Here is a 14,473-nt window from a genome sequence, read left to right as displayed (position 1 = left end):
TGATTAAATTAAACTTAAAAATAATTGAGATAAAATGATTGACTTCCGTAATATTAACACAGTTTGGGCTTCTGTATTTGTAGAAACACTCGCTCAATTAGGATTAAAAACTGCTATCGTTTGTCCCGGTTCCCGTTCCACTCCTTTAACGATTGCTTTTGCTCAACATTCTAGCATAGAAACGATTCCGATTTTAGATGAACGGTCTGCCTCATTTTTTGCTTTGGGAATTGCTAAAAAAAGCGGAATTCCGACGGCTTTAGTTTGTACGTCAGGAACCGCAGGAGCCAATTTTTATCCTGCTATTATAGAAGCAAAAGAAAGTCGAGTGCCCTTATTAATTTTAACAGCAGATCGACCCCCAGAATTAAGAGATTGTCATGCAGGACAAACCATTGATCAAGTTAAATTATACGGCACTTATCCGAATTGGCAAACAGAATTAACGGTTCCCAGTTTAGATTTAAAATTATTACGTTATTTACGCCAAACCTTAATTTATGCTTGGGAGCGATCGCAATTTCCCATTCCTGGCGTTGTTCATCTGAATATCCCTTTTCGTGACCCATTACATCCCGTTTATCAATCAGAAACAGAAGATTTAAAAGCTATCTTTCCTAATGATTTTTTTGATCCAATTACTCCATTAAAATCTTCCCTATTTTATAGGTTTAATCTATCTAATTATTTAAAACAATGGTATAATTATTCTCAAGGGATTATTATTGCTGGTGTAGCTCAACCGCAAAATGCAGAGGGTTATTGTCAAGCGATCGCCCATCTTTCTCAACACTTAAATTATCCCGTCTTAGCCGAAGGATTATCCCCCGTCAGGAATTATTCTAACCTGAATCCCTATTTAATTTCAACCTATGATTTAATCCTGAGAAATCCAACCTTAGCCGAAAAACTTGCACCTCAAGTTGTGATTCAAATTGGAGATTTACCCACCAGCAAAACCCTGAGAAACTGGTTAGAACAAAAACAACCAGACTATTTTATCCTTGACCCTAGCTATCAAAATTTAGATGGGTTACATGGAAAAACAACTCATTTGAGGATACCGATAGAACAGCTATCAGAAGAAATTAATCACCAAGAAGATACAGATACCTTAAATTTGACTGGATCTCAATTCTATTGTCATCTATGGTGTGAGTTAGAAGCTAAACTAAAAACAGTTATTAATCAAGAATTTGAAGCTATTAATTTATTAATAGAACCTAAAGTTGCTTGGTTATTGCCTCAAATTCTACCTCAAAACACCCCCATTTTTATTGCTAATAGTATGCCAGTAAGGGATGTAGAATTTTTTTGGAGTCCTAATTTGTTAAATATTCAACCCTTTTTTAATCGCGGTGCTAATGGAATTGATGGAACTTTATCCACAGCATTAGGAATAGCCCATCATCAACAAAGTAGTATTTTATTAACAGGAGATTTAGCTTTACTTCATGACACCAATGGATTTTTAATTAAAAATAAATTTATCGGACATTTAACGATTATTTTAATTAATAATAATGGCGGTGGAATTTTTGAAATGTTACCGATTTCTCAATTTAATCCCCCCTTTGAAGATTATTTTGCAACCCCTCAAAATATTAATTTTGATCAATTAGCTGCAACCTATCAAATTGAATATGAAAAAATCCTATCTTGGGAACAGTTGAAACAACGATTAAATTCCCTTCCCGATAACGGAATTAGGATTTTAGAAATTCCAACTAACCGAAAAATTGATGCTCAATGGCGACAAAAACATCTACAACAATTCGCCAATCAACTCAATTTAAAAATCCTCTAAACGTAGGGTGCGTAAGCCCCGCGCACGCACCACCTTATCTGTACTATCTTTCTGCCAAACTCTGCGGCGTTTTTGACCTATTAAAATAGTAGGAAATTCCTCAAGAAATACAATTTCTGGGATCTGACCGTGCAGACGTTCAAAAAGCGATCGCAATGATTTCATAACCTCTTCTTGAATTACATTTTTTTCGGAATTTCTAACTTTCAAAGCAACTTCTATCCGATTTAAACTTAACTGCATGACTTGATAATCTTCAATATTAGGAGAAATCATAATAATTGCCCTGCGAATAAAATCAGGAAAAATTGTTACCCATTCATTATTAATAGATTGATGAGGTAGATAAAAAATATCATCCTGTCGCCCTTCAATTTGTTCAATTGCCATAAATACTGACCCACATTGACAAGGCGTTTTTCGTTCAACTAAAATATCATTGAGACGATAACGAATAATCGGTTGCGTTGTTCGTCTAAAATCCGTTATAATCGGCATAAATCGAGATTGATCGTCATCTAAATAGTCTTTCTGAATAGCAACAATATCTTCATTAAGATGTAAAGTTCCATAGTTACAGGTATAACCTAAAAATCCTTCTGTACATTGATAAACTTGATGAATCATTTGATTAAAAACACCGCTAATATAATCTGCATCTAAAGGATCTAGCACTTCTGCAACAGAAACTATTTTTTTCGGTGATATTTTTAAAATGCCTTGTTTTTGAGATGTAGCTAATAATCTTAATAAAGAAGCAGGTGCAACTAAAAGTGTGGGTTGATAATGATTTAATCGTTGAATATGATGGGTAATGGGGTTTAATAAATCAAAGAATTGGAACTGCAAACGTTGACTTTTTACCGTTTCATATAATCGACTATTTGCCCTCAGAAAAAATGCAATTTTCTCAGGATATAAAATAAAATTGGGTAATAATTTAGCTAAAATTGTACCAGCCCAAATCCATTGTTCTTGAGGACTAACTAAAAATAACCCTCGATTTCCACTGGTTCCCGTTGATAACCCAACAGTATATCCGCGTAAATTAGAGCTAAAATCTCGCGTTTTTTCAGCTTTGAAGGCTATTTCAAATGCTTCTGAGGCTGAAATTTCAACGGTATTAAGTTGATCAAAATTTTCCATCATTTTTGCTTTATCAATTATTGGAAAATTTTGCCAATCTTGAATTTCTAACCCTTGATAATACTTTTGATAAAAGGGAGATTTAGGCAAAATCTTCTGTAAAAAGTTCTGAACCTGTTGATTTTGCAAAGTTAATAATTGTTCTCGACTGTTAAATTGTCTAAAATATTTCGTTTGTAAATAATGTTGAAGAATGGTTAATGTACGTTTCATTTTAATAATATACCTCGTAGGGTGCGTTTTACGCACCTTGAACTCTGTTGTATTAAATAATGTTGATGGTGCGTGCGCGTTGCTTACGCACCCTACATATTACAGATAAAATTCAGTAAATTTACGGTTTATTTTTATGATTTTATCCTCTATTCTGATATTGGGGACTTTGAGCGAGCACTTCTGCTGAACCCTTGATCAACATTTCTACCCGCTTCCATTCTCCACATTATTTTCTTTATCTGCTGCTTTCCATCTACCTCAAAGACAAATTATGACGAATCAACCATCATTTGACCTAGCCAAACAAGGTAATCCGCAAGAAATTGCTAGATTAATCACTTATTTAATGACAGAACAAGAAATTATTGCTTTTGCAGAACTCAAGCAAGATTATCTTGAAATTAGCTTAGAGTCTACCCCTGTTCCTCGACAACAAGAATCTGTTGTAGTTGTTGAGAGGATCATGAAAAAATTAAACTGTCCTTATATTAAATCGGTTGTTATTAAAGGTAAAGAACTAGCACTAGAGGAACCGATTTGGACTGACTGTATTAGTTTAGAGCAAAAAACTAAACCCCATCAAAAAAAATCCACCTTCACTTTTTTTCAGGGGTTAAAATGGCCAGCTTGGTTTCCCTATCCCAATTCTTGGTTGAGAACCATTCTGCTAATCGTTTGGATTATCTCTGTTGCTAAAATTACCCTATTTTGGGGAGCATTGATAGGGGAATTAACTTCAGATATTGAAATTGATCCTCGACCGTTTTTACAAGCATTGGGAATCGCATTTTTAATCTCTGGAGTCATTTATTCCTACGCGCACCACTGGATTTTTAATCGATCATTGCGGTATTTTTCCCCCTTCAGGGGGAAAAACTGAAAAGATTGTTAATAAAAATAGCCCAACCCAAACTGAGGCTTATTTGAACCGTGATGGAATTACTCAAGAACAAATTCAACAACATCAAAGTCTTGTAGAGTCTAATCCCCAACCTCTAACTTCATCTTTAAAACCACCAGAACCTTATTTTCAACAAGGGTTAAATGAAGCGAATAGCGCAGCGTTATTAACACAAACTTCTAAATCAAAAGATGAATGGGAATTTGTCGTGAGTCAATGGGAAAAAGCAATTGAAAATATGAAAGCAGTTTCGACTTCTGATATTAATTATGGGAAAGCACAACAACGGGTTATTCAGTATCAAAAAAATCGGGATTATGCGCGTTTGGCTGCTAGTCGTGCTAAATAGTAAAACTAGCTAGACAACTTCTGATCTCAATGTGCTAAAGTTAAAGTAGATTAGGGCTATTTTTACAGCACAATTGATTAATATGCTTGAAAATATAGAAATTCAAAATTTTAGATGTTTTGAAAATACTAAAATTTTAGGGTTTAAACGAGTGAATTTAATCGGAGGTAAAAATAATGCTGGTAAAACAGCTTTTTTAGAAGCTTTACTGTTGCACAACTTTCCTCGTCCGAAAAGTATAATTGAACTTAAAAGAATTAGGAGGGAGTCTTCGGAAATTTCAAAATCAAGACCTGAAAGGACTTGGGATAATTTTTTTTTAGAGCAAAGTTATCAAGGAGAAATAAAAATTAGTGGCAAATATTCAGAAAATTCAAGGACGGTAGAGCTTTCTGTTTCGGATAAAATTAACTCTGATTTTTTTGAAGATCAAAAAGATATAAAAAAATTAATTGACTTTATTTCTCAAAATGAATCAGTAACATCACTTAATATTAAAGTTACTCAAAATCAAGAGACTATATCTGAATCTTCGGTAATTGCAAGCTCAAACGGAATAATTTCAGTGAATGGTTCAGACTCCATTGATCTACCCATTATCCCCTCTGGTTTAAGAATGTCAAATAAAGAATTAGCTGAATCTTATGATAAAGCTCGTTTAGATGAAAAAGATGGTGAAATTTTAAAATTATTACAAATTCTTGATTCATCAATTCAAGAGGTGGATAGTTTTTTGATTGGTGAACCTACTTTATATTTAAGAAGCATCAATAAACGTCGCTTGCCTATTTCACTTTATGGAGATGCTATTATTAGAGCTACAACTATTATTTTAAAATTAATCAATAATAATCATAAATTCTTGTTGATTGATGAAATAGAAAATGGAATCCACTATACTAATCAACGAGAATTTTGGAAAACTTTATTTCGGCTATCAAAAGAACTAGATACGCAAATTTTTGCCACAACCCACAGTTTAGAAATGATTCAAGCTTTTGGAGATGTAGGCTTAGAAATGGATGAAGAAATGAGTGCTTATTTTGAACTAGCCAGACATCCTAAAACTAACGGCATTATAGGAATTAAGAGGGATGTAGAAACCTTAAAATATGCTTTAGAACATGGAAAAGGAGTTAGAGGTGAGTAATCTTTTAATTGTGGAGAGTAAAAATGATAAATTTTTTCTTCAAGCTCTGATTGAAGAGCTAAATTATGATATTGAGATTGATACTCCTATTTGTATTGATGACTATGAATGTTTAGAAGGATTAAGTGAAAAAAGGTTAGTAGAGGCTTTGAAGTCCTTGTTAGCTGATATCCAGAAAAAGCCAATTAGCAAAATTGGAATTATTATCGATATTGATCAATACTCTCAGCAAGAGCGGTTACAATTTATTAATCAATGTTTACGGCAGGTTTTTACTTTAACTAATGAATTTTCCGATATATCCCAACTCATAACTGTCAATATTCCTGAGTATGATTCTATTGAAATAGCTTGTTATTTTACCCATGTCGAAGGTCAAGGAGAGTTAGAAACTGTCTTAAAACTTATTAAAACCAAAGAATCTCCTTATGCAGATTGTTTAGAGAGTTGGAGAAACTGTTTAGGAAATAATAATAAATCGATTAGTGATAAAGAATATGATAAATTTTGGATTAGTCTTTATCTACGATTTGATACTTGTTCTCGTCGAGATCGATATCAAGCTGAACGAAAATGTAGTATGACAAACTTTAACTATATTATGGAAAATAAAAAAGATATTTGGAATTTTAATCACCCTGTTCTCAATGATATCAAAAAAATTTTGCACCTTTTCGTTACTGAGAGTTGATCAAAATGTAAAATCGATTATCCTATTAAGAATGGTTTATTGTTACTTCTATGTCTCTCACCGAAGAAATTTTATCTCAAATCCCTGGAAACCCTTTCAACGGTTTACGGAAAGCAGATGAACTATGGACGGGTTTAAAAAATAATAGTCTCCCCCTTCCCAATACCGTTAAAGAGGAGTCTCAACGGTTGGAAACGGTGGATTATGATGTTGTTATTGGTGGGGGGACTCTGGGAATTTTAATCGCTACAACCTTAGCAATGAAAGGGTGGCGAGTAGCGGTATTAGAACGAGGTAAATTGCGAGGACGGGAACAAGAATGGAATATTTCTCGTCAGGAATTAGAGGTTTTTATTGACTTAAATTTATTATCTGAGTTAGAATTAAAAACTGCGATCGCAACGGAATATAACCCAGCCCGTTTAAGTTTCCCGAATAATATTGAAATTTGGGTGAAAGATGTTCTTAATATTGGGGTTGATCCCGTTTATTTATTAGAAACTCTCAAAAATCGGTTTTTAGAAGCCGGAGGAATCTTATTAGAAAATACGGCTTATGAATCGGCGATTATTCATCCTGATGGAGTAGCGATTAATGTAACCCAAATCAATTCCCCTCGCCTTGCAGGAGAGGGGTTAGGGGAGAGGTTAATTATTCTAAAAACCCGTTTATTAATTGATGCAATGGGGCATTTTTCCCCTTTAGTTCGACAAGCCAGACAAGGACAAAAACCCGATGCGGTTTGTTTAGTAGTAGGAACCTGTGCGACGGGTTATCCTAATAATGAAACTGGGGATATTTTTGCCTCTTTTACTCCTTTAAACAATCAATGTCAATATTTCTGGGAAGCGTTTCCGGCTAGAGATGGAAGAACAACTTATTTATTTACCTATTTAGATGCTGATCCTCAACGGTTTAGTTTAGAATATTTATTTGAAGATTATTTTAAACTATTACCTCAATATCAACAGATTGAACTCAATCAATTAACCTTTAAACGGGCGTTATTTGGGTTTTTTCCTTGTTATAAAAATAGCCCGTTAAAAATGCCTTGGAATCGTGTTTTTGCTATTGGAGATAGTAGCGGAAATCAATCTCCGTTAAGTTTTGGGGGATTTGGGGCGATGGTGCGTCATTTAAAACGGTTAACCAGAGGAATTGATCAAGCGTTAACAACCGATCAATTAAGCCAAAATGCCTTATCTTTATTACAACCTTATCAACCCAGTTTATCTGTTACTTGGCTATTTCAACGGTCGATGAGTGTGGGGGTTCAACAAACCATTAACCCGGAACAAATTAATCAGTTATTAGCAACAGTATTTCAAGAAATGGAAGAATTGGGAGAACCTATTTTAAAACCCTTTTTACAAGATGTGGTAAGATTTTCAGCCTTAACTCAAACCTTATCAAAAACAGCGATTAATCATCCCGGTTTAATTTTTAAAATTATTCCCCAAGTGGGATTAATTAGTTTAATTGATTGGACAATTCACTACTGGAATTTAGGGCTTTATACGGGTTTATATCCGTTTGCAAAAACCCTAAAACCTGTGTTCCAAAAATTACCTTCTTCTTCTCAATACTATTATGATCGTTGGTTAGAAGCTTGGCAATATGGCTCAGGACAGGATTATGATTAAACACACCAAATCAATTATTGTAGGGTGCGTAAGCGATCAGCGCACGCACCATCAACATTGTTATTGAATCAAACCAACATTGTTATTGAATCAAACCAATATTGTTATTTAATCAAATCAACATTGTTATTGAATCAAACCAACATTGTTATTTAATCAAATCAACATTGTTATTTAATCAAACCAATATTGTTATTGAATCAAACCAATATTGTTATTGAATCAAATCAACATTGTTATTTAATTAAATCAATATTGTTATTGAATCAAGTTTAAGGTGCGTGCGCTTTGCTTACGCACCCTACATTTAAAAGGGGTTAAATGACTCCCAAACTGGATAATCCTAAAATCACACCCGCCCCTAAAATATGACCAAAACTTGTGGTTGCTAAAACCGCAGGTAAGCCAAACCCACCGAACATATTCGATGAGGGTAATTGAGGGCCAGAATTGGGGTGCTGGATGGAGAATTTACCAATGGCGATCGCTACAATATTGCACAAAATCATTACAATGGCGATAGTGGGACTCCAGGCGTGAGTAACGGGAGTGGTCGTAGCGGCGGCTAAAAGCATCATGGAATTATCTCCTAAAGTTTTTTAAACTGTAGCCAATGGAAATTAATCGTTATAGCTAAGATGTTTTACCAAACAACGGGAATTCATTTTCGTCCTTGTAGCAATACTTAACATTTTCTGATTAAAATTGCTATCCTAGTTTAAAGAAACGGCCCGACTCCGAGAAACCATAGATTCTAATATGACTGAACAGCAAACCCGCATCTGTATCCTTGGTGGAGGCTTTGGTGGACTCTACACCGCCTTACGTTTGAGTCAACTTCCTTGGGAAAAATCCCAGGAACCGGAAATTGTTCTGGTGGATCAGAATGACCATTTCTTATTTTTACCTCTGCTGTATGAACTGCTAACGGATGAACTACAAGCCTGGGAAATTTCCCCTGCTTTTGAAGACCTGTTAAAAGATACAAATGTGCGGTTTTGTCAAGGTATTATCAACGAAATTGATATTGAAACTAAACAGGTTAAACTGCAAAATAATCCGCCCATCTCCTATGATTATTTAGTTTTAGCAATGGGAAGCGAAACACCTTTAGATTTAGTGGCGGGTGTCAAAGATTATGCAATTCCCTTCCGAACTATTGCGGATGCTTATCGTTTAGAAGAACAGTTGCGACGGCTAGAAACCTCAAATCAAGATAAAATTCGGGTAGCAATTGTTGGTGGGGGTTATAGTGGCGTAGAATTAGCTTGTAAATTGGCTGATCGCTTAGGAACAAAAGCCCGGATTAGAATTATTGAACAATCAGAGGAAATCTTAAAAACCTCCCCTGAATTTAATCGAGAAGCCGCTAGAAATGCCTTATCAGAACGGCAAGTTTGGATCGATTTAGAAACCACTGTCGCCGCCATTGAAGCAGATAGAATTTCCCTAGAATATCGAGGTCAAATTGATGAGATTCCGGTTGATATTGTATTGTGGACAGTGGGAACAAAAGTCTCTCCTGTAGTCCGAGAACTTCCTCTAAAACAAAATCAACGAGGTCAACTTGTTACAACCTCAACCTTACAAGTTGTTGATCATCCTGAAATTTTTGCATTAGGCGATTTAGCAGATTGTAAAGATGCAGACGGTCAAACCATTCCAACAACAGCCCAAGCCGCTTTTCAACAAGCAGATTATACCGGGTGGAATCTTTGGGCATTATTAACACAAAGACCTTTATTACCCTTCCGTTATACCGGGTTAGGGGAAATGATGACATTAGGAATGGATAACGCCACCTTAACAGGTTTAGGGATTCAATTAGAAGGTCATTTTGCCCATTTAGCCCGACGATTAATTTATTTATATCGCTTCCCGACCTTAGATCATCAGATTCGAGTTGCGGTTAATTGGATCACGCGCCCGTTGCAGGATTTATTAATCTCAATGGATCAAAAAATAGGAACAAGGGAATAGAAATTGAGAAACCGGGGTTTTCTGTTAAAATCTGTTTTGTAGAAACCCGGTTTCTGATTTAACCGTTAAATAATTAGAACGTTGACCATGATTAACCTGGAAAATTCTGCACCCGAAAAACCCCGTGTTATTTTTTTAGATGCTGTTGGTACATTATTTGGAGTCCGCCATAGTGTGGGGGAAGCGTACCGAATTATTGCTGATCAATTTGGGGTAAAAGCTGAAGCCGAAATTTTAGATCAAGTCTTTTTTCAATGTTTTTTGGCTGCTCCGAGTATGGCATTTCCAGGAGTAGAACCTAATGAAATTCCGCAACTAGAATTTGAGTGGTGGGAAGCGATCGCTGAACAAACCTTTAAAATTGTTGGACTCTATCATAAGTTTACAGACTTTTCCTCTTTTTTTCAAGCCTTATACCGTTATTTTGAAACCGAAAAACCTTGGTTTGTTTATTCTGATGTTCCCCCGCAATTAAAATATTGGCAAGAACAAGGAATAGAATTAGGGGTATTATCCAACTTTGATTCCCGATTATATCCCGTTTTAGAAGCCTTAAATTTAGCTGATTTTTTTAAATCTGTGACCATTTCAACAGAAGTAGGAGCCGCAAAACCCAGTTCTGAAATCTTTCAAATTGCTTTAAATAAACATCAATGTTCACCCGAAGAAGCTTGGCATATTGGTGATAGTTTAAAAGCCGATTATCAAGGCGCAAAAGCCCTAGGAATACGAGGATTTTTACTGCATCGAGAGGAACCCCCCAAAGGGATTTTAGATGAGTATGAAAGTTTAGAACAAATTCCGATATCCTAAAGTAGAGACGAGCCACGGCGCGTCTATCTTTGTCTATCTTTGTCTATCTTTAAAGGCTCTCTACAAAAAACAGGAGTTAGGAAAACAGTGGAGTACAGTCGGAAAACCCAAGAAGAACCTGTTCAAAATCTTTCGTTTCGGGAGTTTTCATGGCCCTTTTGGGCTGTTGTCCCCATTTATCCCTACAGTCAACGGCGAACCCTCCGCACGGAAGTTGTTCCAAATACGATTTGGACGTTTGAGCAGGTACAGGGAATTCTGTATGTTGTGGTGCCCATTCGGATGACGCTGGTGAAACTTGACCAGGGGGGTTTATTGGTTTATGCTCCCGTTGCTCCCACCCCAGAATGCCTCCGTTTAATGAGAGAGTTAATCGAAGAATATGGGGATGTAAAATATATTATTCTGCCCACTATTTCAGGAATTGAACATAAAGTTTTTGTTGGCCCCTTTGCTCGAAAATTTCCCCAAGCTCAAGTTTTTGTTGCTCCCGGACAGTGGAGTTTTCCGATTAATTTACCTCTAAGTTGGTTAGGTTTACCGTTAAAACGGACTCAAATTCTACCTTCAGATCGTCAAAAAACGCCCTTTTCAGATGAATTTGACTATCGAATTTTAGGGCCGTTAGCATTAGGAATTGGACGATTTGCAGAGGTAGCTTTTTTCCATAAGCGTTCCCATACCTTATTAGTAACCGATACGATTGTTTCTATCCCTGACAACCCTCCAACAATTGTACAACTCGATCCCTATCCGTTACTATTTCATGCTAAAGATGATACCTTTCATAAAGTAGAAAATAATGAAATTACCCGTCGCCGAGGATGGCAAAGAATCTCCTTATTTTCCTTTTATTTTCGTCCCAGTGTATTAGATACGGTAGAATTGGGGGATGCGTTTCGAGAATCTTGGCAAGCCCCCGACCGTTCTAAAAAAGCTTATTTTGGGGTTTATCCGTTTAAATGGAAACCAAATTGGCAACAATCTTTTGAGGCGTTAAGAGGAAATGGACGGTTATTTGTCGCCCCCATTTTACAAACGTTAATTTTAAACCGTGCTCCCGAAGAAACGTTAATTTGGGCAAATCAAGTGTCTGAATGGGATTTTAACCGAATTATTCCTTGCCATTTTGATTCTCCTATTCTAGCAACGCCACAACAATTTCGACAGGCGTTTAGTTTTTTAGAACAACATACTAATAACGATTTATTGTCTCAAGAAGATTTAGAATTATTATTAGAAATTGATGATATTTTGAATAAATTTAAGATTACACCGCCATCTAAACCCAAACTAAATAGGTTGTAATATTTTTTCCTAATAGCCATGTTTGTTGCTATATTACATTTTTTTAAAATAATCAAAGTTTGCGATCGCTTGTCTATGAATTCAATCAAAAAAGAGCGATCGCTTTTTTTAAAAGATTAATAGAAGAAAGGCGATCGCATCTTTTTATTTCATTATTGTAGGGACACAACAATGTTGTCTACCTACCAGGTTATAGGATAAATTAAATTGGCTGATGAGGGTATTTTTAGGAATTGAATAGAAAAATGTGATCGCATCTCTTCATTCCCCTAGTTTCTAAGTAGAAGTACGGGAGATCGGATTAATTTAACCACCAAGACACAAAGGAGTTGTGAACAATAACCTGCTTTATTTAGTTTTCATTTCTCAGAGTCGATCTACTTCAATAGATTGTGACTCTAAAATGCCTTTCTGATTGTTGATTCGATAATAAATGAAAGCTTTGACTCTATCTTGACCTATATATCCCGTTTTATTGGTTAAATGGAAAACCAGATCTGAGTTTTCCAAAGGTTTTAAATAGATTGTTTTAGGCTCATTATTTATACAATAAACTACAGGATTGAAAACCCCTTTTATTTCAATTTTATCAATAACTATTATCTGGGTTTTCTCTTGAGAATTTTCTAGGCGAATCAAGACAGAAGCAAATCCAATATCTCGATTGGGATCAGGAGTTGCTCCCGATGGCAGTCTCCTTTCTTCACGGACTGAGAGAGAAATAATTTTCATTTGTACACTTGTAGAAGCAAGAGATGGTTGAAATAATAAATTCAAGACTTGTGTATTGTCATGAATTTGAGAACTAAAAAACTGCATAAAAAAGATCAATGATAGAGCAATTAGACTGATTTTAATGAGCATATATAGCAGCCGCCAAGACGGTTAAGACGTTCTGATTTCCTAAAACCCTTGATTCTATCCCCTTCTTCCCCTAGCCCCTTGGTATAAACAGAATTTGAGTCAGGGGCTATAAATTTAAAAATCATCTAAAAAAAGAGGATCTGGAAATATATGTTCCAGACTCTCTTTCTGGGAGTATTCTATTCAGCTTTTACTCATCTTTAACTAAATTTTCTGGCTGGTAAACTTCGGGTGGTAAAGTGGTGCTACTTCCATATTGTGGTAGTCCATTGTTGGTCGTATAATTCCAGTTAGCAAAACTTTGTGAAAGCTGAGATGCAGTTAGCTGTAATTGTCCTGGCTTGAATGTTCCATTATAGTATCCCCCATTCATTCCCCAAGGGTTGTATAGAGTGAACTGCTGAGTTGATGAATTATAACCCACTAGAGTATATTCATGACTAGGAGCAACATTTGATGCAACACCTGAAGGTTTTGAATCTATAGTAATCAGGCTACCTGCGTTGAAAGCATTAATGATGGCATTGGTATTAACGATTCCACTAGGCTCGTAGACATAGCTAGTGATACGTCCTGTGATGTCAGGTATAGCATAGTAACCCAAACCACCCTCGATACCACTATAACTATTTGTGCCATCTTGGTCAATCCAACCAGACTGATTCACTTGAGCATAGGCTTTTTCCGCTAAGGCAACCCACAGTTCACCACTAGGTGTTTTAGCATAAGCCGGTGATCCTGATGAAGTCGGCAAATATCGATCCACAGTCACATAGTCTGTTACTCCACTGTTGTAGAAGCGAACAGTATAGGTGTTATCTCCATTGTCAATGAACATATTTTGAATGGTACTTGGAGAACGAAATGCTGTCGCAGCTAAACTGGCTAGGTAGTAACAATCTCCAACAGCACCTTGATTAATATCTTGGTAAGTTGCCCCGTTGACAAATAGAGAACCCGTGGCATATTGATAGGTGTAAGGATTACTCGGATGGTCAAGACCTAAAAACCACTTATTAATTAAGTTGTCCATCTGAGTTCCACTACTACCAGCAAACAAATTTCCTAGGGAACTACCTTGATAACTTTGGTTAGCGGGATCACTATTCACAATTTTATTCGAGAGAACACGAACAGAGTCTGGCATATTAAAACGACTGGCGTTATTGACTAAAGTTCGTAAGCTGGTCAATTCATTTGCATCAATCACACTGCCATCTTTAGCATCTCGCAAAATAGCGATCATGTCGTTACGATCAAGAACATTGTCAGAAGCCCGAGAACGAGCAATTGACTGTAAACCAGGGTCTTGAATGTTTTGGGTAAACCAGTCACCGGCATCATTATCGGTAATTGTAACGGTGGCACTAGCGGTACTTCCCAAAGTGTAAGCACTGCTACTCGATAAACTCACAACTGATGTTTCTGAACCTTCAACGGTACTATCATCAATTACAGTAATCGGGATATTAGCAGTCGTTGAACCCGCAGGAATCGTTAGACTGCCTGTAAGATTACTATAATCAGTGCCTTTTGTCGCTGTTCCTGCAACAGTATAGTTAACCGTTAAAGCGTTACTGGTAGTACCTGTACGGGTAATTGTAA

The 14,473-nt window shown here is 36.1% G+C and carries 13 protein-coding genes; 9 read left to right on the top strand and 4 right to left on the bottom strand.

Features of this window, described 5'->3' with window-relative positions; translation table 11 throughout:
• Window positions 1–34: 34 nt before the first annotated feature.
• Window positions 35–1,807: a 2-succinyl-5-enolpyruvyl-6-hydroxy-3-cyclohexene-1-carboxylic-acid synthase gene (gene menD, locus IQ236_RS22830; RefSeq protein WP_193871415.1), complete on the top strand. Its 1,773-nt coding sequence runs from the start codon at window positions 35–37 to the stop codon at window positions 1,805–1,807.
• On the opposite strand, the gene IQ236_RS22825 is transcribed toward menD, so the two are convergent.
• On the bottom strand, window positions 1,793–3,166 hold the full coding sequence (locus IQ236_RS22825; RefSeq protein WP_193871414.1) for a F390 synthetase-related protein: 1,374 nt from the start codon (window positions 3,164–3,166) through the stop codon (window positions 1,793–1,795). The two genes, menD and IQ236_RS22825, sit on opposite strands and share 15 nt — an antisense overlap.
• Before the next feature lie 274 nt (window positions 3,167–3,440).
• On the opposite strand from IQ236_RS22825, the gene IQ236_RS22820 reads away from it, so the two are divergent.
• The 5 genes from IQ236_RS22820 to IQ236_RS22800 all read left to right on the top strand — a co-directional run bounded on the left by IQ236_RS22820 (window position 3,441) and on the right by IQ236_RS22800 (window position 7,903).
• Window positions 3,441–4,049, top strand: a complete 609-nt coding sequence (locus IQ236_RS22820; protein WP_193871413.1) for a hypothetical protein — start codon at window positions 3,441–3,443, stop codon at window positions 4,047–4,049.
• A gap of 43 nt (window positions 4,050–4,092) precedes the next feature.
• A complete protein-coding gene (locus IQ236_RS22815) occupies window positions 4,093–4,419 on the top strand; it encodes a hypothetical protein (RefSeq protein ID WP_193871412.1) in 327 nt (108 codons plus the stop codon).
• Window positions 4,420–4,501: 82 nt separating this feature from the next.
• Window positions 4,502–5,569 (top strand): AAA family ATPase, encoded by a 1,068-nt coding sequence (locus IQ236_RS22810; protein ID WP_193871411.1) that lies wholly within the window; start codon window positions 4,502–4,504, stop codon window positions 5,567–5,569.
• Window positions 5,562–6,260 (top strand): DUF3226 domain-containing protein, encoded by a 699-nt coding sequence (locus IQ236_RS22805; protein ID WP_193871410.1) that lies wholly within the window; start codon window positions 5,562–5,564, stop codon window positions 6,258–6,260. The genes IQ236_RS22810 and IQ236_RS22805 overlap by 8 nt, the downstream gene beginning before the upstream one ends.
• 50 nt (window positions 6,261–6,310) lie before the next feature.
• The gene (locus IQ236_RS22800) at window positions 6,311–7,903 is read left to right on the top strand and encodes an FAD-dependent oxidoreductase (protein WP_193871409.1); all 1,593 of its coding nucleotides are present in this window, start codon (window positions 6,311–6,313) and stop codon (window positions 7,901–7,903) included.
• 317 nt (window positions 7,904–8,220) lie between these two features.
• On the opposite strand, the gene psaK is transcribed toward IQ236_RS22800, so the two are convergent.
• On the bottom strand, window positions 8,221–8,481 hold the full coding sequence (gene psaK, locus IQ236_RS22795; RefSeq protein WP_228041810.1) for a photosystem I reaction center subunit PsaK: 261 nt from the start codon (window positions 8,479–8,481) through the stop codon (window positions 8,221–8,223).
• Window positions 8,482–8,662: 181 nt separating this feature from the next.
• Between psaK and IQ236_RS22790 the strand changes: the two genes are divergently transcribed.
• The 3 genes from IQ236_RS22790 to IQ236_RS22780 all read left to right on the top strand — a co-directional run bounded on the left by IQ236_RS22790 (window position 8,663) and on the right by IQ236_RS22780 (window position 12,004).
• Window positions 8,663–9,883, top strand: coding sequence for an NAD(P)/FAD-dependent oxidoreductase (locus IQ236_RS22790; protein ID WP_193871408.1), 1,221 nt, complete (start codon window positions 8,663–8,665; stop codon window positions 9,881–9,883).
• A gap of 87 nt (window positions 9,884–9,970) precedes the next feature.
• Window positions 9,971–10,696 carry an HAD-IA family hydrolase gene (locus IQ236_RS22785; RefSeq protein ID WP_193871407.1) on the top strand — a complete coding sequence of 242 codons (726 nt, stop codon included), beginning with the start codon at window positions 9,971–9,973 and terminating at the stop codon, window positions 10,694–10,696.
• Window positions 10,697–10,783: 87 nt separating this feature from the next.
• On the top strand, window positions 10,784–12,004 hold the full coding sequence (locus tag IQ236_RS22780) for a DUF4336 domain-containing protein (protein ID WP_193871406.1): 1,221 nt from the start codon (window positions 10,784–10,786) through the stop codon (window positions 12,002–12,004).
• Between the two features lie 366 nt (window positions 12,005–12,370).
• Here IQ236_RS22780 and IQ236_RS22775 read toward each other — a convergent pair whose 3' ends face one another.
• Window positions 12,371–12,868, bottom strand: a complete 498-nt coding sequence (locus tag IQ236_RS22775; RefSeq protein ID WP_193871405.1) for a hypothetical protein — start codon at window positions 12,866–12,868, stop codon at window positions 12,371–12,373.
• Between the two features lie 190 nt (window positions 12,869–13,058).
• Window positions 13,059–14,473 (bottom strand): C2 family cysteine protease (locus tag IQ236_RS22770; protein ID WP_265578701.1); only part of this gene is annotated, 1,415 nt, incomplete at its 5' end.

It is taken from the genome of Planktothrix mougeotii LEGE 06226 (assembly GCF_015207485.1).
Lineage (GTDB): Bacteria > Cyanobacteriota > Cyanobacteriia > Cyanobacteriales > Microcoleaceae > Planktothrix.
Note: the sequence above shows the minus strand (reverse complement) of the source record. Positions and strands in the feature narration are given on the sequence as shown.

What these genes read in the sequence shown, in the direction of transcription:
- menD (WP_193871415.1), top strand. Translation starts at nt 35, where the DNA reads ATGATTGACTTCCGTAATATTAACACAGTTTGGGCTTCTGTATTTGTA.
- IQ236_RS22825 (WP_193871414.1), bottom strand. Translation starts at nt 3,166, where the DNA reads ATGAAACGTACATTAACCATTCTTCAACATTATTTACAAACGAAATAT.
- IQ236_RS22820 (WP_193871413.1), top strand. Translation starts at nt 3,441, where the DNA reads ATGACGAATCAACCATCATTTGACCTAGCCAAACAAGGTAATCCGCAA.
- IQ236_RS22810 (WP_193871411.1), top strand. Translation starts at nt 4,502, where the DNA reads ATGCTTGAAAATATAGAAATTCAAAATTTTAGATGTTTTGAAAATACT.
- IQ236_RS22800 (WP_193871409.1), top strand. Translation starts at nt 6,311, where the DNA reads ATGTCTCTCACCGAAGAAATTTTATCTCAAATCCCTGGAAACCCTTTC.
- psaK (WP_228041810.1), bottom strand. Translation starts at nt 8,481, where the DNA reads ATGATGCTTTTAGCCGCCGCTACGACCACTCCCGTTACTCACGCCTGG.
- IQ236_RS22790 (WP_193871408.1), top strand. Translation starts at nt 8,663, where the DNA reads ATGACTGAACAGCAAACCCGCATCTGTATCCTTGGTGGAGGCTTTGGT.
- IQ236_RS22785 (WP_193871407.1), top strand. Translation starts at nt 9,971, where the DNA reads ATGATTAACCTGGAAAATTCTGCACCCGAAAAACCCCGTGTTATTTTT.
- IQ236_RS22775 (WP_193871405.1), bottom strand. Translation starts at nt 12,868, where the DNA reads ATGCTCATTAAAATCAGTCTAATTGCTCTATCATTGATCTTTTTTATG.